General features: G+C 61.7%; 17 protein-coding genes. 13 read left to right on the top strand and 4 right to left on the bottom strand.

All coding sequences use genetic code 11. The features are described 5' to 3' along the window. The first annotated feature begins 93 nt into the window (after positions 1-93). The 4 genes from QMG56_RS09725 to QMG56_RS09710 all read left to right on the top strand — a co-directional run bounded on the left by QMG56_RS09725 (position 94) and on the right by QMG56_RS09710 (position 4,622). Positions 94-987, top strand: a complete 894-nt coding sequence (locus QMG56_RS09725; RefSeq protein ID WP_281822356.1) for an SMP-30/gluconolactonase/LRE family protein — start codon at positions 94-96, stop codon at positions 985-987. Between the two features lie 67 nt (positions 988-1,054). After that, complete coding sequence (gene cysD / locus QMG56_RS09720; RefSeq protein ID WP_230186363.1) at positions 1,055-1,954, top strand: sulfate adenylyltransferase subunit CysD; 900 nt, start codon at positions 1,055-1,057, stop codon at positions 1,952-1,954. Then, positions 1,954-3,873 (top strand): sulfate adenylyltransferase subunit CysN, encoded by a 1,920-nt coding sequence (gene cysN, locus QMG56_RS09715; protein WP_281822355.1) that lies wholly within the window; start codon positions 1,954-1,956, stop codon positions 3,871-3,873. The genes cysD and cysN overlap by 1 nt, the downstream gene beginning before the upstream one ends. Next, the gene (locus tag QMG56_RS09710; RefSeq protein ID WP_281822354.1) at positions 3,870-4,622 is read left to right on the top strand and encodes a 3'(2'),5'-bisphosphate nucleotidase CysQ; all 753 of its coding nucleotides are present in this window, start codon (positions 3,870-3,872) and stop codon (positions 4,620-4,622) included. The genes cysN and QMG56_RS09710 overlap by 4 nt, the downstream gene beginning before the upstream one ends. Here the strand turns inward: QMG56_RS09710 and QMG56_RS09705 are convergent. Both QMG56_RS09705 and QMG56_RS09700 read right to left on the bottom strand, forming a co-directional pair. Then, positions 4,619-5,467, bottom strand: a complete 849-nt coding sequence (locus QMG56_RS09705; protein ID WP_230186360.1) for a S1/P1 nuclease — start codon at positions 5,465-5,467, stop codon at positions 4,619-4,621. The two genes, QMG56_RS09710 and QMG56_RS09705, sit on opposite strands and share 4 nt — an antisense overlap. Next, positions 5,467-6,405 (bottom strand): isoaspartyl peptidase/L-asparaginase family protein, encoded by a 939-nt coding sequence (locus QMG56_RS09700; RefSeq protein ID WP_281822352.1) that lies wholly within the window; start codon positions 6,403-6,405, stop codon positions 5,467-5,469. Before QMG56_RS09700 ends, QMG56_RS09705 begins: the two co-directional genes overlap by 1 nt. A 122-nt stretch (positions 6,406-6,527) precedes the next feature. Here QMG56_RS09700 and ispG point away from each other — a divergent pair, with 122 nt between their 5' ends. The 9 genes from ispG to QMG56_RS09655 all read left to right on the top strand — a co-directional run bounded on the left by ispG (position 6,528) and on the right by QMG56_RS09655 (position 15,574). After that, positions 6,528-7,679, top strand: coding sequence for a flavodoxin-dependent (E)-4-hydroxy-3-methylbut-2-enyl-diphosphate synthase (ispG, locus tag QMG56_RS09695; protein WP_230186358.1), 1,152 nt, complete (start codon positions 6,528-6,530; stop codon positions 7,677-7,679). A gap of 31 nt (positions 7,680-7,710) precedes the next feature. Then, the gene (locus tag QMG56_RS09690; RefSeq protein WP_281822350.1) at positions 7,711-8,610 is read left to right on the top strand and encodes a DMT family transporter; all 900 of its coding nucleotides are present in this window, start codon (positions 7,711-7,713) and stop codon (positions 8,608-8,610) included. Further along, positions 8,607-9,086, top strand: a complete 480-nt coding sequence (locus QMG56_RS09685) for a GNAT family N-acetyltransferase (RefSeq protein WP_281822349.1) — start codon at positions 8,607-8,609, stop codon at positions 9,084-9,086. Before QMG56_RS09690 ends, QMG56_RS09685 begins: the two co-directional genes overlap by 4 nt. Before the next feature lie 189 nt (positions 9,087-9,275). Further along, on the top strand, positions 9,276-11,540 hold the full coding sequence (locus QMG56_RS09680) for a DNA translocase FtsK 4TM domain-containing protein (protein WP_281822461.1): 2,265 nt from the start codon (positions 9,276-9,278) through the stop codon (positions 11,538-11,540). Between the two features lie 53 nt (positions 11,541-11,593). Next, a complete protein-coding gene (locus tag QMG56_RS09675; RefSeq protein WP_281822347.1) occupies positions 11,594-12,034 on the top strand; it encodes a glycine zipper 2TM domain-containing protein in 441 nt (146 codons plus the stop codon). A 257-nt stretch (positions 12,035-12,291) separates the two neighbouring features. After that, positions 12,292-12,927: an outer membrane lipoprotein carrier protein LolA gene (locus QMG56_RS09670; RefSeq protein ID WP_281822346.1), complete on the top strand. Its 636-nt coding sequence runs from the start codon at positions 12,292-12,294 to the stop codon at positions 12,925-12,927. 277 nt (positions 12,928-13,204) lie between these two features. Beyond that, positions 13,205-14,002 carry an exodeoxyribonuclease III gene (locus QMG56_RS09665; RefSeq protein ID WP_281822345.1) on the top strand — a complete coding sequence of 266 codons (798 nt, stop codon included), beginning with the start codon at positions 13,205-13,207 and terminating at the stop codon, positions 14,000-14,002. Between the two features lie 7 nt (positions 14,003-14,009). After that, on the top strand, positions 14,010-15,071 hold the full coding sequence (gene ribA / locus QMG56_RS09660) for a GTP cyclohydrolase II (protein WP_230186352.1): 1,062 nt from the start codon (positions 14,010-14,012) through the stop codon (positions 15,069-15,071). Continuing rightward, a complete protein-coding gene (locus tag QMG56_RS09655) occupies positions 15,068-15,574 on the top strand; it encodes a L,D-transpeptidase (protein WP_281822344.1) in 507 nt (168 codons plus the stop codon). Before ribA ends, QMG56_RS09655 begins: the two co-directional genes overlap by 4 nt. Here QMG56_RS09655 and QMG56_RS09650 read toward each other — a convergent pair. Beyond that, positions 15,571-18,342 carry a [protein-PII] uridylyltransferase gene (locus QMG56_RS09650; protein ID WP_281822342.1) on the bottom strand — a complete coding sequence of 924 codons (2,772 nt, stop codon included), beginning with the start codon at positions 18,340-18,342 and terminating at the stop codon, positions 15,571-15,573. The genes QMG56_RS09655 and QMG56_RS09650 overlap by 4 nt on opposite strands. Before the next feature lie 43 nt (positions 18,343-18,385). After that, positions 18,386-20,965: a DNA mismatch repair protein MutS gene (gene mutS, locus QMG56_RS09645; protein ID WP_375713671.1), complete on the bottom strand. Its 2,580-nt coding sequence runs from the start codon at positions 20,963-20,965 to the stop codon at positions 18,386-18,388. Positions 20,966-21,042: the final 77 nt, after the last annotated feature.

Raw genomic sequence — 21,042 nt, 5'->3', positions numbered from 1 at the left:
CAAAAATAGTGTCGCTTGTGCTTAGCCCCCCTCTCGCAATATGCAATCGGGCTAAGCCGTGGAAGTGCCACAAATTCCGGAATTGCAGCCTTTATGACACAATCTAAGACATTTTTGCCCAAGGTCGCCTTCGATGCGTGTGCTTTGCTGGGCGAAGGGCCGCGCTGGCATGGGGCCGAGCACCGGCTGTACTGGGTGGATATCGCCGCCAACACACTTCATCGGTTCGATCCGACGACGGGTATGAACGAAACACGCCTCTTTCACGCGCCAGTCGGATGCTTTGCCTTTGACGCAAAAGGTGGCCTGTTGCTGGCAATGAAGGATGGCTTTGCGACGCTGGCCGATTGGAACGCCAATCCCGTGCCGTTCGGCGATCAGATCTTCGCCGATCGCCCCGACATTCGCTTCAACGACGGGCGCACCGATCCGCAGGGCCGCTTTTGGGCCGGCAGCGTGAACATGGCCAAGTCCGCGCAGGATGCCGCCCTTTATCGGCTGGATGGCGATGGCACGATCAAGGAGATCGAAAGCGGTATGCTGACCTGCAACGGCGCAGCGTTCAGCGCCGACGGGCGACGATTCTACCACAGTGACACGCCCACCCATGCGGCCCGCGCCTATGACTATGATCCCGACACCGGCACGCTGTCCGGTCGCTGCATCCTGCATCAGTTTCCCTTGGGTGAAGGACGCCCCGATGGCGGATCGGTCGATGAGGAAGGCTGTTACTGGACGGCGCTGTTCGACGGCGGTCGTGTTGTCCGATTGGCGCCGGACGGCGCGATTCTGGCGGAAGTCGCATTGCCGGTCACTCGCCCGACGATGATCGCGTTCGGCGAAGACGATCGCCGCACCGCCTTTGTCACCACCGCCCGCACCGGGCTGACCGAAGCGCAACTGACCACCCAGCCATTGGCAGGCGCAATTTTCTCGTTCCGCGTTGATGTGCCGGGCCTACCCGAATGGCCATTTGCGCGGCCATAGAAATTCTTGGTCGAAGGGAAGGCTCTGGGCGCTGTACAGGCGCAGCATATTACTAAAGGCAATATCCATGTCCCTAACGCATCTCCAACGTCTGGAAGCCGAAAGCATCCACATCCTGCGGGAAGTGGTGGCCGAGGCAGAGCGCCCGGTAATGCTCTATTCCGTGGGCAAGGACAGCGCCGTCATGCTGCATCTGGCCAAGAAGGCTTTCTACCCTTCGCCGCCGCCCTTCCCGCTTCTTCATGTCGATACGACGTGGAAGTTCCGGGCGATGTACGAATTGCGCGAAAAGGCCGCGCGTGACGCGGGCATGGAATTGCTGGTCTATCAAAACCCGGAAGCGATTGAGAAAGGGATCAACCCGTTCGATCACGGTCCCCTGCACACCGACATGTGGAAGACCGAAGGGCTGAAGCAAGCACTCGACCTCCATGGCTTCGACGCGGCCTTCGGTGGCGCGCGGCGCGACGAGGAAAAGAGCCGCGCCAAGGAGCGCGTGTTCAGCTTCCGCTCGGCCAATCATCGCTGGGATCCCAAGCAGCAGCGCCCCGAACTGTGGCGTCTCTACAATGCGCGCAAGGCGAAGGGCGAATCGATGCGCGTCTTCCCGATCAGCAACTGGACCGAGCTCGACATCTGGCAATATATCCATCTGGAAAATATCGAGATCGTCCCGCTTTATTTCTCCGCCCCCCGCCCCACGGTCGAACGTGACGGCATGTTGCTGATGGTCGATGACGACCGTTTCCCGCTGGCCCCCGGCGAAGTGCCGGTCGAACGCTCCATCCGCTTCCGCACCTTGGGCTGCTATCCGCTCACCGGCGCAGTCGAGAGCGAAGCGACCACCTTGCCGCAGGTCATTCAGGAAATGCTGCTGACGACCACATCGGAACGCCAGGGCCGCGCCATCGACAAGGATTCGGGCGGCGCAGGCATGGAGAAGAAGAAGCAGGAAGGTTACTTCTGATGACGGACGTAATCTACAAGACCGATGCGCTGATCGCTTCCGACATCGACGCCTATCTCGAAACGCATCAGCACAAGACGATGCTACGGTTCATCACCTGCGGGTCGGTGGACGATGGCAAGTCGACGCTGATCGGGCGGCTGCTTTACGACAGCAAACAGATTTTCGAGGATCAGCTTGCCAGCCTTGAAGCCGACAGCAAGAAAATGGGCACGCAGGGGCATGAGATCGACTTCGCCTTGCTCGTCGACGGTCTGGCCGCGGAACGCGAACAGGGCATCACCATCGACGTTGCCTATCGTTTCTTCGCTACCGAAAAGCGCAAATTCATCGTCGCCGATACGCCGGGGCATGAACAATATACCCGCAACATGGTCACGGGCGCATCCACCGCCGATCTGGCCGTCATCCTGATCGATGCGCGCAAGGGCATTCTCACCCAAACCCGGCGGCACAGCTATCTGGCGCACCTCATCGGCATCCGGCATATCGTGCTGGCGGTGAACAAGATGGACCTCGTGGGGTACGATCAGGCGACGTACGACGCCATCGTCGCCGATTACGCGACCTTCGCAAAGAGCATCGGCATAGAGAGCTTCACGCCTATGCCGATCAGCGGGTTCAAGGGCGACAACATCACCGGCGCCAGCGACAACACGCCCTGGTACACTGGCCCGACGCTCATGCAGCATCTCGAAAGCGTCGAAGTCGATACCGACGCGCAGGCGGATCAGTCGTTCCGCATGGCGGTGCAGTGGGTCAACCGTCCAAACCTCGACTTCCGCGGCTTTTCCGGCATGATCGCCAGCGGCACGATTGCACCGGGCGACAGCATCCGCGTGCTGCCCAGCGGCAAGACCAGCACCGTCGCGCGCATCGTGACGCTGGACGGCGATCTGCCGCAGGCCGTTGCGGGGCAATCCGTAACCCTGACGCTCGCCGACGAAGTCGATTGCAGCCGGGGCGATGTGATCGCCGCCGCCGCCGATCCCATCGCCACCGCCGACCAGTTCGAAGCGACCATCGTGTGGATGGACGAAGCCGAAATGCTCCCCGGCCGCCCCTATTGGATGAAGACCGGCACGCAAACGGTCTCCGCAACCATCCAGCAGCCCAAATATCAGGTCAACGTCAACACCCTGGAGCAACTCGCCGCAAAGACGCTGGAACTGAACGCCATCGGCGTGGCCAATCTTTCCACCGACCGGGCCATTCCCTTCGCGCCTTATGCAGAAAATCACGATCTGGGCGGCTTCATCCTCATCGACCGGATGACCAACCGCACGGTCGGCGCAGGCATGATCCATTTCGCGCTGCGCCGTGCTGAGAATATCCACTGGCAGGCCGTCGATGTCAGCCGCGAGGCCCATGCCGCGCAAAAGAGCCAGTCGCCCAAGCTGCTCTGGTTCACGGGCCTCAGCGGATCGGGCAAATCGACCATCGCCAACATCGTCGAGAAAAAGCTGTATGCACTGGGCAAGCACAGCTTCCTGCTGGACGGCGACAATGTCCGTCATGGCCTCAACCGCGATCTGGGCTTTACCGATGCCGACCGTGTGGAAAACATCCGCCGCGTGGGCGAAGTCGCCAAGCTGATGACCGACGCAGGCCTGATCGTCATCACCGCCTTCATTTCCCCCTTCCGGGCCGAACGCGACATGGTGCGCGCCTTGCTCCCGGCGGATACGTTCGTCGAAGTCCACATCGACACGCCGCTGGCGGACGCAGAAGCACGCGACGTAAAGGGCCTGTATGCCAAGGCCCGCAGCGGTGCGCTCAAGAACTTCACTGGCATCGACTCCCCTTATGAGGCACCTGTGAACCCTGAAATCCGCATCGACACCACCCGGCTGACGGCAGAGCAGGCAGCGGATATCATCGTCGAAAATGTCATAGGCATCTGGAGTCACGATCTGTGAGCGACCCCGTATACGATCTTGCTGCCGACGCCGCGCTGGCCGCCGAACTGGCAGAGGAAGCCGGGCGTATCCTGCTCGATGTGCGCGTAAGCGGCCGGTTCGAGGGCAAGGCGATGGGCGCGGAGGGGGACCGTATCGCCAACGCCTATCTGGTCGAAGCTTTGATGGCACAGCGGCCCGACGACGGCCTGCTGTCCGAAGAGCGCAAGTGCGACGGATCGCGCCTCGACAAATCGCGTGTATGGATCGTCGATCCGCTCGACGGCACACGCGAATATGGCGAAGGCCGCGACGATTGGGCCGTGCATGTCGCCTTAGCGGTCAAGGGCGTGGCGACGGTCGGCGCGGTTGCCCTCCCTGGGCTCGGCCTGACCCTGCGATCGGACCGGCCGCAACCCTTGCCCCCGCTCAACGCCCCCCTGCGGATGCTCGTATCCCGCAGCCGCCCCGCTGCCGAAGCCGTAGCCGTTGCCCAGACGCTTGCCGCGGACCTCGTCCCCATGGGGTCGGCAGGCGCGAAAGCGATGGCCGTCGTCCGCGGCGAAGCGGACATCTATCTCCACAGCGGCGGCCAATATGAATGGGACAATTGCGCCCCGGCTGCCGTCGCTCTGGCGTACGGCCTCCATTGCGTCAGGCTCGATGGGCAGCCTTTGGTCTATAACCGGGCCGACCCCTATCTGCCCGACTTGCTGATCTGTCGTGCAGAGGTGGCCGACGCCGTGACGCAGGCTATGGCTTCCCTCTAGCTCAGAGCCTCATCGAGCAACCGCGCCAGACGCAAGCCGCCGCGCTCGATCTGCAACCGCACCGCCGGAATCTGCGCTTCGATCTGTGCCTCGCTCATTGTGCCACGCACATCGCCATGCGGCGCACACACATCGGCACCGCGAATGGCGGCATAGGCGACGTCGCGGCTGATCTGCCAGCTTTCCCGGCTCCAGTCCTCGGTTGTGCCAGTCGCCATCTGAGCGCGCTCTTCGGCGTTATAGGCGCGCACCAGCGGCGGCGGCTGCGATATGCCGCGTTCCGCCAGATAGCCGTCCCAGATGCTGTGCAGGTTCAGGCGCGGATTGGCGACGATGCCATAATCCGCCTTCGCCCGGTTGCCGCCCAGATCGCCATCGTCCCCTGCGTGCAACGGCTGATGCAGATCGCCGACGAAATGGACAAGGAACGCCAGCGCCATCAGCCTTTCGCGCGCCGGAACGCTGCGATCCTTCAGCAATCGCGCATTGCGGTCGATCTGCGCCGACACGCAGTTGCCGTCCGGACACACGGATTTCACATCGAACGGCTTGCAGATGCCGACATTCTGATAATGCCAGTTATAGGCGTAGCTGAACCGGTCCCCCAGCGTCTTGATGCAATCGGGCCAGACGCTCGCCTGCTCGATGGTCTTGAGCGGACACGTGGGCGTCGCCAGTTCCGGCGCATGGCGCAGCAGCGCGGCAATTTCACGCCGCGCCGTGGTACTGACATTCGCCTGTGCAATACTGGCGACGGTTTCATGACCATATTCCCACCACGCAAAGGCAGGCGTCGGTAAAAGGGCCAGCATGGCAGCCAGCAGCGTGAATATCCGCGCGCGCATCAGCCTTCATCGCCGTAAATGGCGACATGGCGCGCGCCGTCGGCGCTGGCCGACCCGCGATACATGGCGGTCGTGTTGAACAGCCACGCGCACTGCCCGTCCGGCGCGGCCATGATGACCCCGCCGACACCGCCCATCTCGCCCAGCTCCGCAAACACGGCCTGCGCTGCCTGATCCAGCGTCTCTCCGGTAAACCGCACGCGCGCCGCAATTTCATGCGCGATCCCGATGCGGATGAAAAACTCGCCCGCGCCGGTCGCGGACACCGCGCAAGCCCGGTCGTCGGCATATGTCCCCGCCCCGATCAGCGGCGTGTCCCCTACCCTGCCCCAGCGCTTGCCGGTCAGCCCACCAGTAGACGTCGCCGCCGCGACATGGCCGTGCACATCGCTCGCCACTGCGCCAACGGTGCCATATTTCATGTCGATATCGAACGCGCTGCCCGACCGGCTTTTCATTTCCTCAAGCTGCCGCAGGCGTTCGGGCGTTGCGAACCATTCCGGCCCCGCCTGCTCCAGCCCCTGCTCCACCGAAAACAGGTCCGCGCCTTCGCTCCCCAGCAGCACATGCGGGCTATGCGTCATCACCGCACGGGCAAGACTGACCGGATTGCGCGTCGCGGTCGTGCGCGCCACCGCCCCGGCATTGCGGTCCGTCCCGTCCATGATCGCCGCGTCCATTTCGTTGCGGCCTTCATAAGTGAACACCGATCCGCGCCCCGCATTGAAATGCGGATCGTCCTCCAGCACACGGACCGCCGCCTCTACCGCATCGAGCGCACTGCCGCCCGCCCGCAGAATCGCTTCGCCCGCATCCAGCGCCGCCGACAGCCCTGCCCGCGCGCCGGCATCTTGTTCCACCGTCAGCAAGTCGCGCGTCATGCTGCCCGCACCGCCGTGTATGGCCAGCGTCCAGCGGGAATGTACAGTGTCGGGCATGATTTGGGGACTCGCATTGGGGGGATGCGCCCTCTTTAACGTCACACGCATAATCGACAACCTCGCGCCCTTCTAACCGTCATGCAAAGCGTCTATAGAGGCTTCAACAACTGGAGCTTTTCATGTCCGACCATAATCCCGGCCTGCGTCCCTGGCGCGACATCGCGCGGCGGCAAAGCCGTCAGATCATGGTCGGCAAGGTGCCCGTCGGCGGTGGCGCGCCTGTCACTGTGCAGACGATGACCAACACGCTGACGCATGACGTGCGCGGAACCGTCGATCAGATTCGCCGGTGCGAAGAGGCTGGCGTGGACATCATCCGCGTCTCCTGCCCCGACAAGGAATCGACCACGGCCCTGAAACAGATCGTGCGCGCGTCGAAAGTGCCGATCGTCGCCGACATCCACTTCCACTACAAGCACGCGCTGGAAGCCGCCGACGCAGGCGCAGCCTGCCTGCGCATTAATCCGGGCAATATCGGATCATCGGCGCGCGTGAAGGAAGTCGTCGACGCTGCGAAAGCCAATGGCTGCGCGATCCGCATCGGCGTCAACGCCGGGTCGCTGGAACGCGACCTTCTCGAAAAATATGGCGAGCCTTGCCCCGAAGCCCTGGTCGAAAGCGCGCTCGACCATATCAAGCTGCTGCAGGATCAGGATTTCCACGAATATAAGGTCGCGGTGAAGGCCAGCGACGTGTTCCTCGCCGTCGCGGCCTATATGCAACTGGCCGACGCGGTCGATTGCCCGCTGCATCTGGGCATTACCGAAGCAGGCGGCCTGATCGGCGGCACCGTGAAAAGCGCGATCGGCATTGGCAATCTGCTGTGGGCGGGCGTGGGCGACACCATTCGCGTTTCGCTTTCCGCCGAACCCGAAGAAGAAGTGCGCGTCGGCTACGAAATCCTCAAGTCATTGGGGATTCGCACCCGCGGCGTCCGCGTCGTTTCCTGCCCCAGTTGCGCGCGCCAAGGCTTCGACGTGATCCGTACCGTGCAGGCCCTCGAAGAGCGCCTGCAACATATTCAGACACCCCTGTCGCTCTCCGTCCTCGGCTGCGTCGTCAACGGCCCCGGCGAAGCCCGCGAAACCGACATCGGCATCACCGGCGGCGGCAACGGCAAGCACATGGTCTACCTCTCCGGCGTCACAGACCACCATGTCCAGGACGCAGGCATGATCGACCACATCGTAAAGCTGGTCGAAGCGAAAGCCGCCGAAATCGAAGCGGAAACGACGGACGCGGGCGCAGCGGAGAGCGTGGCGGCAGAGTAAAGCTGCGCCGCAACGCCCTAGCCACCACCAAATGACCGCCCGCCCCGTTCCTTTCGCACTGGCCTTTGCCGTGTGCTGCGCTGGCGTGGCGTTCTTCTCCGTCATGGATGCGGTGATGAAGGGGCTTAGCCTCGCCATCGGCGTCTACAACGCACTGCTATGGCGCGCGCTTGCCGGAACGATCATCGGGATCGTCGGCATGGCCGTGCTGCGTAATCCCTGGCCCACCGGGTCCGTTCTGCGCATTCACCTGCTGCGTGGCGCTGTCGTGGCGATGATGGCGCTGTTCTTCTTTTATGCGCTGACCAAACTCCCCTTGGCCGAAGCCATCGCACTGTCCTTCATCGCTCCGCTGATCGCGCTCTATCTTGCCGCGCTACTGTTAAAGGAACGGATCGGCCGCAATGCGATATGGGCATCGGTGCTGGGATTGATCGGTGTGGGCATTATTGTGTCCGGACGACTGCGCGGCGCATATGACCCGGAGGCGCTTTTGGGCGCCGCCGCCGTTCTGTTTTCCGCGATATTGTTCGCGTGGAATCTGATCATTCAGAAACAGCAGGCAGACGTCGCCTCCCCTGTCGAAGTCGCCTTTTTCCAGCATCTCGTGATGCTGGGCATATTCGCAGTCTTTGCCCCCTTTTTCGCCGCGATTCCTGCCCTTGCCCATGTGCCGATGATCGTCGGCGCTGCCGCCATCGCCTTTACTTCGCTCATGTGCCTCAGTTGGGCCTATGCCCGCGCCGAGGCGCAAAGCCTGATCCCCGTGGAATATAGCGCCTTCATCTGGGCCGCGATCATGGGATGGCTGTTTTTCTCAGAGCGGCTGACCGTCACCACCATTGCGGGAACCGTGCTGATCGTGGCCGGATGCCTCATCGCCGCGCGCCGCAATCCGCAGCTTGTTCATGTCGAAGGAAGCGTCACTTGACCGTCACCATCCGCAATGCCGAACCGCACGACATCGACCTGATCCACGGCTTCATCCTTGCTCTGGCCGAATATGAAAAGCTCGCCCACGAAGTGCGCGCCGACCGCGAAGTCCTCGCCCGGCACCTCTTCGGACCGCGGCCGATGGCCGAAGTGCTGATCGCGCAGCAGGACGACAAGCCTGTCGGTTTCGCGCTTTTCTTCCACAATTTCTCCACGTTCGAGGGGCGTCCGGGCATCTATCTCGAAGACCTCTTCGTCGATCCGCAGGCGCGCGGCTGTGGCGCTGGCAAAGCGTTGCTGGCCGCCCTCGCTCGCCTGACGATAGAGCGCGATTGCGCGCGGCTCGAATGGTCGGTGCTGGACTGGAACACGCCCGCCATCGATTTCTACCGCGCCATCGGCGCACGGCCCATGGACGGCTGGACGATACAGCGCATGGACGGCGATGCGCTGGTCGCATTGGCAGCGGCATAGCCAACCTCCTTCGTCATTCCCGCCTTCGCGGGAATGACTGCAAACGGGATGGGATCACAGATGCACCACCCCAGACTCTTGACGGGGACTCGTGGTTAAGAGACAAAGGGCCATCCAGAACATTTGAAGCACGAAACGGGGATCATAGTGGCCAGCCGGGCATCGAAGCGCACGCCGGAGTGGCGGCAAATGCTGAAGCGCAGCCTGATTCGCAGCGGCGCGCTGATCGGGGCGAGCGCGCTGTATGTGCTCAGCTTGTTCCTGCTACTGGCCCTTCTCAGCTATCATCCCAGCGATCCGTCGCTCAACACCGTCGCGGGCGGCTTTGCGCAGAACGTCATGCAGACGCCCGGCGCGTACACCTCCGATTTTCTCCTGTGGCTGCTCGGCGTACCCGCTGCGCTTCTCCTTCCGCTGATTCTGGTCTGCGCGCGACGCCTGTGGGGCGATCAGGACATGAGCGGCTGGCAGGGGCAGGTCGGCAAGTGCCTGACCGGCATCGTCCTTGTCGGCATCGGCCTGTCCTTATTCCAGACGCAGCCACTGGTGGCACTCCCCGCCGGATGGGGTGGCATCGTCGGCATGTTGAACGCCAATGGCATGATGAGCCTGACCGCCATGGCCCCCGAAGCAGGCCAGCCGTGGATCATCGGCCTGCTGGTCATCCTCACACTCGTGACCGGCGGCTGGCTCTGGTATCGCAGCCTCGCTCTGGAAAAGCCGCTCATTCACTTAAAGCGCCCCAGCCTGCCACGCTTCAACCTGACAAAGCGCCTGCCCGCGCCTGCTGGTGAAGCAGCGCCAGCGATGGAAGAGCGCGAAGTCGCGCCGCGCCGCGCCGTGTCCAACGAACCCAAGCCGCCGATCAACATCCAGACGCCCAAGCCTGCCGCCGCGCCGCGCCCCTTCGCGCCTGTCTCGCGGCAGGATGATCTGTTCGGCCACAGCTCCCTGCCCTCCACCGATCTGTTGACCGAAGCACCGCCCAGTCAGGTCGTGAAGATCGACAAGGCTGCGCTGGAGCGCAACGCCCGCCTTCTGGAAAGCGTGCTCGACGATTTCCATGTGAAGGGCCACATCACCGAAGTAAAACCCGGCCCGGTCGTCACCATGTACGAACTGGAACCGGCGGCGGGCATCAAGGCCAGCCGTGTCATCGCGCTGGCGGACGACATTGCCCGCAACATGTCGGCATTGTCGGCACGCGTCGCGACCATTCCCGGCCGCACCGTGATCGGTATCGAACTGCCCAATATCAAGCGCGAGTCTGTGGTCCTGCGCGAACTGATCGAAAGCGAGCAGTTCGCCGATCAGCAGGCGTCGCTGCCTATCGTGCTCGGCAAGAATATCTCTGGCGACGCAGTGATCGCGGATCTTGCCCCCATGCCGCATCTGCTGATCGCCGGCACCACCGGCTCGGGTAAATCGGTCGGTCTCAACTGCATGATTCTGTCGCTGCTGTATCGGATGACGCCCGATTCGCTGCGCCTCATTATGATCGATCCGAAGATGCTGGAACTGTCGACCTATGACGACATCCCGCATCTGCTCTCGCCGGTCGTCACCGAACCGCAAAAGGCCATCCGCGCCCTCAAATGGGCAGTCGAACAGATGGAGGATCGCTATCGCATGATGGCGTCGATCTCCGTCCGTAACCTCGCCAATTACAATGAAAAGGTCCGCGCCGCGAAGGCGAAAGGCAAGCCTTTGGGTCGCCGCGTCCAGACCGGCTACAATCCCGAAACCGGCCAGCCGATCTACGAGGAAGAACAGCTCGATTTCCAGCCACTGCCGCAGATCGTGATCGTAGTCGACGAGCTGGCCGACCTGATGATGACCGCGGGAAAGGAAGTCGAATTCCTGATCCAGCGCCTCGCGCAAAAGGCGCGCGCGGCGGGCATCCACCTGATCCTCGCAACCCAGCGCCCCTCGGTTGACGTCATCACCGGCGTTATCAAGGCGAACCTGCCGACCCGCATCAGCTTCTTCGTAACGTCGAAGATCGACAGCCGCACCATCCTGGGCGAGCAGGGGGCCGAGCAATTGCTGGGCAAAGGCGACATGCTCTACATGGCGGGCGGCAAGCAATTGACGCGCGTCCACGGCCCGTTCGTCAGCGACGATGAAGTCCGCGCCGTCGCCGATCACTGGCGTTCACAGGGCAGCCCCGATTACATCTCCGCCGTTACCGAAGAACCCGAAGAAGGCAGCTTCGCGCTGGATGGCGTCGATCTTGGCGACGACAGCCCGGATGCGAACCTCTATCGCAAGGCCTGCCAGTTGGTGTTCGAAAACCAGAAAGCCTCGACAAGCTGGCTGCAACGTCAACTCCGCGTCGGCTACAACAGCGCCGCGCGTCTCATCGAACGCATGGAAAACGAAGGCCTCGTCGGCGCCCCCAACCATGTCGGTCGCCGCGAAGTGTTGAGAGACGAAGCGGGCAACCCGCTTTAGGGAACGAATCCCCTCCTCATGCCGTTCACAAAAGAGCGGGATTGAGGAGACGGATGATGACAAAAAGCAGGACGGGTAAAGCCCGGCTTACGGTATCGATGAGCCTGGCACTCGCTGCGGCAACGCTGGTCGGCGGATGTTCCGGGTCGATGTATGGCGACGGGCCGCAATCGGCCTCGTACCGGCAATATGATTATAACCGGCCTGACCCGGCCTATGGCGGCTATTATGCCGACCGCTACTATCGCGACGATGCACGCTATCGGGAGCGCCGTCTCAGCCGCAACGATCGCGTCTATCGCGGCCAGAACGGGCAATATTACTGCCGTCGCCCCGATGGAACGACCGGCCTGATCGCAGGCGGTATTGCCGGTGGCGTTCTGGGCAACCTGATTGCGCCGGGCGACTCCAAAACGCTGGGTACATTGCTGGGCGCAGCGGGCGGTGCCGTGGCTGGATCGGCCATCAGCAAGAGCGGCGCGCGCTGCCGCTGATCCTGTTCTAGCAAAACCAATGCCCCCGGTGCCTGCGCGCCGGGGGCATTTCTATTTCCGATGCTGGCAAGCAAGGCTCTGTCCTACACGAGCAAACGCCGTCATACTCGTTTCGGGTCTTTCCATGTCGGTCGTCTTGCGGCGTCCGGAGCTAGTCCATATGCGCGATGTTAGAGAAGTTAGGGAACATTGGAGGTTCACTACAGGTTCAAAGCCGTCCCTTTATGCCGACTGTTTAACAAACCGGAGATACCTTCATGAAGCGCATCGCGCTTGCCCTCGCGGCGACACCTTTGGCGCTAGCGGCGGTCCTCCCGACCGCCCCTGCCATCGCGCAACAGGATCAATCCGACCTGCAAAAGGTCAGCGCATACATCCGCGCCGTCACCTCCATGACGGCTGACTTTGCACAGACTGACAAGAACGGTCAGGTCGTGACCGGAAAGATCACGCTCAAGCAACCCGGCAAGATTCGCTTCCAGTATCAAAAGGGCATTCCCCTCCTGATCGTCGGCGATGGCAAGGCGCTCACAATGATCGACTACGAAGTGCGACAGGTGCAGCGCTGGCCGATCGGCAGTTCGCCTCTGGGCGCGCTGCTAGATCCCAACAAGGATCTCTCAAAATTCGGCAAAGTCATCCAGACGGGCGATCCCACGGTTCTGAGTGTCGAGGCGCGCGATCCAAAGCGCCCCGAATTCGGTACGATCACGATGGTCTTCAAACGCAAACCGGCTTCGCCCGCGGGGCTGGAACTGTACGGCTGGGTCGCACTCGATTCGCAGAATAACCGCACGACGATTCGCCTGACCAACCACCGTTACGGCGTTCCCATCGCCGATTCTGCCTTCCGCTGGACCGATCCCAGGCCGCGTGGACGGTCAGGCGGCTGACGAAACGAAACGCCCACGCGATAAAAATCGACCCTCCGCGATTCTTTCCGAACCTGTTAATCTGGCGCTCATATGCCAGCCGCTAGATAGGAGTCACGGCACGAGCAGCCCCTGGGATTTCCCCCCTGTTACCCCGGCTGCTGCTCGTGTCGCGAAGCGCACAAAGGCGCAATCGAGACCCCCGTTCCACGCCCCCGGAGCGGGGGTCTTTCTTTGCCACCGTCATTTAGCGCGCGTGGCTTGCGATGTTGGTCTTTGAACCCTAGTGGGTATCGCCATGGCCGAAACAGTCACTATCGCATCGTGGAACATCAATTCCGTCCGCGCCCGTCTGGAAATCGTCGAGCGCTTCCTGGCAGAAGAAGGGCCGGACATCCTGTGCCTGCAGGAAACCAAGGTCGTCAATGACACCTTCCCGGCCGGACTGTTCCGGCAATATGGTTACAACCACCAAAAGCTGAACGGGCAGCCGATGCACCACGGTGTTGCCATCGTCAGTAAGATACCGATCCGCGAAGACGACCGGCTCGACTGGCAGGCGAACGGCGAAGCGCGGCACATTGGCGTGCGGCTGGACAATGGCGTGCGCGTGGAAAATGTCTACGTGCCCGCTGGCGGCGAAGAGCCGGACCGGACGATCAATCCCAAATTCGGCCAGAAACTCGACTTCATCGAACGCATGATCGAATGGTCTTCGGGCCTTTCGGACAAACCCACGATCCTGACGGGCGATTTCAACATCGCGCCGCTGGAATCGGATGTGTGGAGCCACAAGCAACTCATCAATGTGGTTAGCCATACACAGATCGAAATCGATCTCCTTGCCCGGTTGCAGGCGTCGCATGATTGGGTCGATCTGGGCCGCAAATTTTTCCCCGCGCCGGAACGGCTCTATACTTGGTGGAGCTATCGCGCGCGCGATTGGTCGGAGAGCGATCGGGGACGACGCCTCGATCATATGTGGGTCAGCCCAGGACTGGCAGACAAAGCTGTCAGCCATCGCGTTGTCGAACCCATCCGCGGCTGGGCGCGCCCTTCGGATCACGTGCCCATCATCACCGAGTTTTCGTTCTGATCCGCGTATGACCGATGCGAAGGCCGCAGCCCGCGCCATAGATGCGCTGCGCCGGGGATGGCCGGTAACGGTCCGTGCCGATAGTGGATCGCTGACCGTCTTGGCTGTCGAAGGTGCCGACGCCGTTACGCTTGTAACCTTCGACCCCGACGGTCAGGCCGACATGCTTATCTCAGCAGCGCGCGCCGAAACTCTTAAACTCACCAATCAACGCGCTGCCGCCGACCCCGAAATGCCCGTACAGATCGCACGGGTGCCGTGGATCGACCGCGACGTGGCGATGGCCATTGCCGATCCGGTTCGCGATCTTGCAACCCCGCTCAAAGGCCCGTTCCATGCGCGCCCGCTGACCGCACCCGATGCAGCCGCAACGGCGCTGCGTTTGGCGCGACTGGCCGGTATTCTGCCCGCGTTCTTCGTGAGAGCCGAAGCGCATGGCGAGGCGGAAGTCAGCACGCAGGATGTCGCGGCATATGATGACGCAAAACGCCTGCTGATTGCCACCCGAGCGCGCCTGCCCGTGGCGGCGAGTGAGGACGCGGAGATCATTGCGTTCCGCAGTCCGGAGGAACCGCGCGAGCATGTCGCCCTGATCGTGGGCAAGCGCGATGCTTCGCCTCCCGTGGTGCGCCTGCATAGCGAGTGCCTCACCGGCGATGTGCTGGGATCGCTCAAATGCGATTGCGGCCCGCAATTGCACGAGGCGTTGCATCAGATCGCCGATGCCCCGTGGGGCGTGCTATTGTATCTGCGCCAAGAGGGGCGGGGTATCGGGTTGGTCAACAAGCTGCGCGCTTATGCCTTGCAGGATCAGGGATTCGACACGGTCGACGCCAACGTACGGCTCGGCTTTGCCATTGACGCGCGCGATTTTTCTGTGGCTGCGCGGATGCTCGATCTGCTGGGAATAGACACGGTGCGGCTCCTGACCAACAACCCGGCCAAGGTCGCGGGGCTGGAAGCAGCGGGCGTTACAGTGTCCGAACGACTGCCGCTTTCGATTACATCCAATCCACATAACGATCGCTATCTCGCCACCAAGCGCGACAGGACCGGGCACCAGTTGTGAGCATCATCCGGGTCGATAGCGCCGCGCGACGGTTTCGGTTCGGTCATCTGGACATCGCCTGCGCCATTGGAAAGAGCGGGGTGTGCCATGCCAGCGCAAAGCGGGAAGGGGATGGGTGCACACCGCTGGGTCGTTGGCCGGTGCGCGGAGTGCTGTTGCGGCGAGCGCGCTTGGCACTGAACAGAATGCCGCAAATTGCATGGCGCTGGAGCCGACCCCATGATGGCTGGTCGGACGGTGTTGGTGATCCCGCCTATAATCGCCCCGTATACCTGCCCCATGGCCACTCCGCCGAAACCCTGCAACGCGAAGATGAAGCCTATGACGTGATTATCGTGCTGGGCCATAACGATACGCCGCCGATACCGAACGCGGGCAGCGCGATATTCTTCCATTGCTGGGTCGAAGCGCGGCCGACAGAAGGCTGCGTCGCCATCGCAAAGGCCGATATGTTGGCTATTTTACCTATGCTGGAGCCCGGCACGGTCGTGGATATACGTTAGGCGACCTGGCGGCGCTCCGTCACTTCGGTAAACTGTGCGCCGGCCGCTTCCAGCAGACGACGTTCGAGAGTCTGGATGCGCGCCTTACTCTCGATTTTTCCACCCAGCAGGTCGGTAACATAAAAGGTATCGACAGCCCGCTCGCCATAAGTCGCCACATGCGCGCTATGGACCGTAACCTTCGACTGGAACAGCGCGTTGGCCAACGCGAACAGCAGGGCAGGGCGGTCCCGCGCGTTCACTTCGACAACGGTAAAGCGATTGGAGGCCTTGTTATCGATCAATACGTTGGGGACTATGTGAAATGCTTCGGCGCGGGTGCGAGGCAAGGGCCGCGCTTCCAGCTTGGTAATGAGCTTATGGCGATTCGCCAGCGCTTCCTCAATCATGCGTTTTATCCGCGCGAGCTGGTCGTCACTGTCGAACCGCCCGCCAAAGGGATCCTGCACCAGAAAATTGTCGATAGCCATGCCGTCACGCATAGTGTGAATACGCGCGTCGATAATGTTGCCGCCCGCCAAATGAATGGCTCCGGCGACGCGATAAAACAGACCGGGATGGTCGGCGGCATAAACGGTTACCAAAGTCGCGCCGCGCTGCGGATAGACTTCGGCAGCAATTGACAGCGCTTCCTTACCAGCCGCCATGACATGGCGAACGTTCTGCTGCAGAATGTCATCCGGCTCCGCGATCCAATAGGATTCAGGGAATCGCTTCTTCAACCCGGCGAACACCTTGTCGGGCAGGCTCATCGCCGCCTGCAAAGCTTCCTGCTTTGCTTCCACCTTCTCGCGACGCCCGTTCTGCTTGTGTCCAAGACGCAGCACTTCTTCGGCTGCGTCGTAAAGGTCGGTCAGCAATTGCCGCTTCCAGCTGTTCCAGACACCCGGACCAACCGCACGAATATCGACGACGGTCAGGATCAGCAGCAAGCGCAGACGCTCGGGACTTTGCACCACATCGGTGAAGTCCATAATTGTCTTATAATCCGACAAGTCGCGCTTGAACGACGTCGCCGACATCAGCAGATGATAGCGCACCAGCCATGCGACGGTCTCCGTCTCCGCTGCCGTCAGCCCAAGACGTGGGCATAGCGACAAAGCGACTTCGGCCCCCAATATGCTGTGGTCGCCGCCACGCCCTTTGGCGATGTCATGCAACAACACCGCCACATATAGCGCACGCCTCGACAGCAGCTTGTCCAAAAGCGCGGTGCACAATGGATGGTCGCCCTGGATTTCGCCCTTTTCAATGCGCGCCAGCAAACCGACGGCGCGGATCGTATGCTCATCCACAGTATAGTGATGATACATATCGAACTGCATCTGCGCGACGACTCGTCCGAAATCAGGAATGAAGCGGCCAAAAACGCTGGCTTCGTTCATCCAGCGCAACACCGTTTCCGGATCGCGCGGCGAAGTGAGCACATCGAGGAAAGCGGCGTTCGCGCGCGGGTCTTTACGAATGCGGCGGTCGATCAAATGCGCGTCGCGGCTGGCGGCGCGAATGGCGGAAGGATGGATGGCAAGCCCATGACGATCCGCAACTGCAAATATCTCGACGAGCCGTACCGGATCGGTTTGAAAGAAATCATCGGAGGGGAGGGCGATCCGCCCCCGATCGAGAATGTAACCATCAAGCTTTTTGGGTCGTCGGAAGAAGCTGGGAACGTAGCGATGTCCACGCGCTGCAAGCCGATCATCCAGATGCGCGAGGAAAACTGCCGTCAGGTCACCCACGATTTTGGCGTTCAGAAAATAATAGCGCATAAAGCGCTCGACAGCAGACCGGCCATTGCGCGCCGAAAAATGCGTGCGTTCGGCAAGCTCGACTTGCATGTCGAACGTCAGTCGATCCTCCGCCCGACCGGTAATCATATGCAGGTGACAACGGACGGCCCACAAGAAGTCTTCCGCCTTTTGAAACTGGCGCAATTCCTGCCGCGTTAACAGTCCCGCTTCGACAAGTTCAGCCACGGAATGAACGCGATTGACATATTTTCCGATCCAGAACAGCGTGTGCAGATCACGAAGGCCACCTTTGCCTTCTTTCACATTGGGTTCGACCACATAGCGGCTATCGCCCATCCGCTTGTGGCGCTCATCGCGTTCCTGCAATTTGTCGGAAACGAAGGCACGGCCCGTGTCCTTCACCACGTCCTCGTCGAAGCGCCGTGAAATTTCTTCATAAAGAGCGCGGTCACCCCAGATAAAACGCGCTTCGAGCAGGGCGGTGCGAATTGTGAGATCGCTCTTCGCCATACGGACGGTTTCATCGACGGACCGGCTGCTGTGACCGACTTTGATGCCCAGATCCCAAAGCGAATAGAGCATTGATTCGATGACCTGTTCGGTCCATCCGGTAGGCTTCCAGGGCGTGATGAAGCCGATATCGACATCGCTGTGGGGCGCCATCTCACCGCGACCGTAGCCACCCACCGCAATCAACGTGAGCCTTTCGGAAGTGCTGCGGTTTCCGGCCGGATACAGATAGAGCGTCGTCGCGTCGTACAAGATGCGCAGAATTTGATCGATGAGGAAAGCAAAAGCCGAGACCGTTTCGCGCCCCCGCGTTGGATGTGCGGCAAGGCGCCGGGCAGCTTCCTCCCGACCCAGGTCTAGCGCGGTGCGCAATTCAGCGACAACGGCGTTTCGCACCGACTGTATGTCACGCCCTTCTTCGCCAGCAATCGCAGCAATCCGGTCAGCAACCAGGCGGCGATCGATAATGGCACGACGATTGGGAAGATTATCGAACAGGGTAGGCATCCGCGCTATGTAGGGCGTGTGCAGCGGCGAGGGAACCGCTGTTTCAACTATCGTCGAGCAAGGCCTTCAGGCGATAGAGCGCATCGAGTGCTTCGCGTGGGCTAAGTGCATCGGCATCGATAGCGGTTAGCGCCTCTCGAACAGGGTCGGCTGGGGGTGCGTCCTTAGCCATCGAAGCTGCAAACAAGGGCAAGTCGTCGAGACCTGCGGCAATTCCACCGGTCTTGGCTTTACCTGCTTCGAGCCGCCCCAACACATCCTTCGCCCGCGCGAGAACCGCTGGAGGCAAACCCGCAAGGCGCGCCACAGCCAGACCGTAGCTTCGATCAGCCGGTCCCTTGGCCAGTTCATGCAGCAAGACCAGATCGCCTTTCCACTCCCGAGCACGAACATGATGGAGGGACAATGCATCGAGCTTTTCGGCGAGGCGCGTCAGTTCATGATAATGCGTCGCGAACAAACAGCGGCAACGATTCACTTCGTGCACCGCCTCGACAACGGCCCATGCCAGCGCAAGTCCGTCATAAGTGGACGTTCCGCGGCCGACCTCATCAAGGATCACGAAACTGCGTTCGGTCGCTTGTGAGAGGATCGCGGCGGTTTCGACCATCTCCACCATGAAGGTGGAACGGCCCCGCGCCAGATTGTCCGATGCGCCAACACGACTAAACAAGCGGTCAACAAGACTGAGGCGTGCGGACGTAGCTGGCACGAAGCTGCCCGCCTGCGCGAGAATAACGATCAGCGCGTTCTGGCGAAGAAATGTCGACTTGCCGCCCATATTGGGACCAGTCACGAGCCATAGCCGGTCGACTTCCGAAAGGCAGCAGTCGTTGGCCACAAAGGCCTGACCATTGCGCGAAAGCGCGTCCTCGACAACCGGATGGCGCCCGCCGACGATATCGAGGCAACGGCCTTCTGCAAAATCGGGACGGCACCATCCGCCTTCCGCACCACGTTCGGCCAATGCAGCGGCCACGTCAAAACGGGCAAGTGCGCGAGCGGCAGCGTCGATAGCGGATTTTCGCACGAGAACAGCCTCGATCAGCTCTTCAAGATGCGCCGCTTCGGCGGCTAGCGCATGCCCCCCCGCCTGCGCGACGCGGCTTGCCTGTTCGTGCAAATCGATGGAGTTGAAACGCACCACCCCGGCCAAGGTTTGGCGATGAGTAAATCCGCTGTCCTCGCGCATCAACGCATCACCGTGTTTAGCGGGAACTTCAACATGATAACCCAGCACGGCGTTATGCCGGATCTTGAGGCTCCCGATTCCCGTCTGTTCCCTATAGCGCGCTTCGAGCGCGGCGATCGCCCGTCGGCCATCTCCCGCCATACTGCGCAGCTCATCGAGCGCCGCATCGTAGCCGTCGGCGATGTATCCGCCATTCGCGCATTCTGTGGGCGGACTGGCGACAAGTGCTCGGGACAGATGATCCACCAGTGCAGCATGGCCATCCAGCGCGGGGAGAAGATCGTCGAGCAGGGCAGGGCGGTCCATCGATCGCATCAGACGTTCGCGCAACTGGCGCGCTTCGCCCAGTCCATCCCGAAGTTGGCCCAGGTCACGCGGCGACCCACGACCCATTGCTACGCGCCCGAGCGCACGACCGATGTCGGGCAACGACCGCAACGCACTGCGCAGGTGATCCCGCGTCCCCCCATCGCGGTGCAGCCATGCCACCAACGCCAACCGCGCATCGATCTGCCCACGATCAAGCAGCGGCGCCGCAAGATCAGCAGCGAGCAACCGCGCACCAGCGCCCGTAACAGTACGATCGATCGCGGCCAGCAGACTGCCGGCCCGCTGCCCCGCCATCGTCTGAACAATTTCCAGACTTTCGCGCGTTGCCGCATCGATCGCCATGTGCGCGTCCATACTGCGGTGCACCGGCGGCGAGAGGAAAGGCAGCGTCCCCTTACCCGCATGATCCAGGTAGCCCAGCAGGCCGCCCATCGCCGCCAGTTCCGCTCTAGAAAAAGTGCCGAAGCCGTCCAGCGTAGCGACGCCGAAATGCCGCTTCATCTGGGTCTCGGCCCGGCTGCTGTCAAACGCGGCGCGGTCGAACGGATGTGCGACCACGGAAAGGTCAAGCGAAAAGCCGATAGGTACAATCAGTTCGCTGGGCCGAAGCCGAGCGATCTCGGCTGAAAGCTGCGCCGCCGAAACGGCTACAGCTTCAAAACGACCATTCGAAATGTCAGCGGCGGCTATGCCATATTCCTGGCCGACCTGCGCCACCGCAACCAGCATGTTGTCGGTTCGGGCATCCAATAACGCATCTTCGGTCAGAGTCCCTGCCGTGACGTAGCGAACGATAGCACGCGCTACGAGCGATTTCGACCCACGCGCCTTGGCCTGGGCGGGACTTTCGGTCTGCTCGGCTATCGCAACCCGGTGACCGCCGCGGATCAGACGCGCCAGATACATCTCGGAACTGTGGACAGGCACGCCGCACATAGGGACGGGGGCGCCATCATGCTCTCCACGTGAAGTGAGCGCGATGTCAAGGGTCGCCGCCGCCGCTTTTGCGTCGTCGAAGAACAGTTCGAAGAAGTCGCCCATGCGGTAGAACAGCAGACAATCGGGGGCTTCCGCCTTTAGCGTCAGATACTGGGCCATCATTGGCGTGGGAGGAGAACTGCTTTGTGCCATATGATCACGCGATAGCGGGTCCGGCACCGACGTGAAAGGGACAGAAA

Source organism: Sphingobium sp. BS19 (genome assembly GCF_027925545.1).
GTDB lineage: Bacteria > Pseudomonadota > Alphaproteobacteria > Sphingomonadales > Sphingomonadaceae > Sphingobium.
This window is presented reverse-complemented; position numbering and strand designations above follow the sequence as displayed.

Excerpts from the sequence above, each read along its gene's own strand:
- QMG56_RS09680 (WP_281822461.1), top strand. The coding sequence starts at position 9,276 with ATGCTGAAGCGCAGCCTGATTCGCAGCGGCGCGCTGATCGGGGCGAGC.
- ispG (WP_230186358.1), top strand. The coding sequence starts at position 6,528 with ATGTCCGACCATAATCCCGGCCTGCGTCCCTGGCGCGACATCGCGCGG.
- ribA (WP_230186352.1), top strand. The coding sequence starts at position 14,010 with ATGACCGATGCGAAGGCCGCAGCCCGCGCCATAGATGCGCTGCGCCGG.
- cysN (WP_281822355.1), top strand. The coding sequence starts at position 1,954 with ATGACGGACGTAATCTACAAGACCGATGCGCTGATCGCTTCCGACATC.
- QMG56_RS09670 (WP_281822346.1), top strand. The coding sequence starts at position 12,292 with ATGAAGCGCATCGCGCTTGCCCTCGCGGCGACACCTTTGGCGCTAGCG.
- QMG56_RS09650 (WP_281822342.1), bottom strand. The coding sequence starts at position 18,342 with ATGCCTACCCTGTTCGATAATCTTCCCAATCGTCGTGCCATTATCGAT.
- QMG56_RS09700 (WP_281822352.1), bottom strand. The coding sequence starts at position 6,405 with ATGCCCGACACTGTACATTCCCGCTGGACGCTGGCCATACACGGCGGT.
- QMG56_RS09675 (WP_281822347.1), top strand. The coding sequence starts at position 11,594 with ATGATGACAAAAAGCAGGACGGGTAAAGCCCGGCTTACGGTATCGATG.
- QMG56_RS09725 (WP_281822356.1), top strand. The coding sequence starts at position 94 with ATGACACAATCTAAGACATTTTTGCCCAAGGTCGCCTTCGATGCGTGT.
- QMG56_RS09665 (WP_281822345.1), top strand. The coding sequence starts at position 13,205 with ATGGCCGAAACAGTCACTATCGCATCGTGGAACATCAATTCCGTCCGC.
- QMG56_RS09705 (WP_230186360.1), bottom strand. The coding sequence starts at position 5,467 with ATGCGCGCGCGGATATTCACGCTGCTGGCTGCCATGCTGGCCCTTTTA.
- cysD (WP_230186363.1), top strand. The coding sequence starts at position 1,055 with ATGTCCCTAACGCATCTCCAACGTCTGGAAGCCGAAAGCATCCACATC.
- QMG56_RS09690 (WP_281822350.1), top strand. The coding sequence starts at position 7,711 with ATGACCGCCCGCCCCGTTCCTTTCGCACTGGCCTTTGCCGTGTGCTGC.
- mutS (WP_375713671.1), bottom strand. The coding sequence starts at position 20,965 with ATGATGGCCCAGTATCTGACGCTAAAGGCGGAAGCCCCCGATTGTCTG.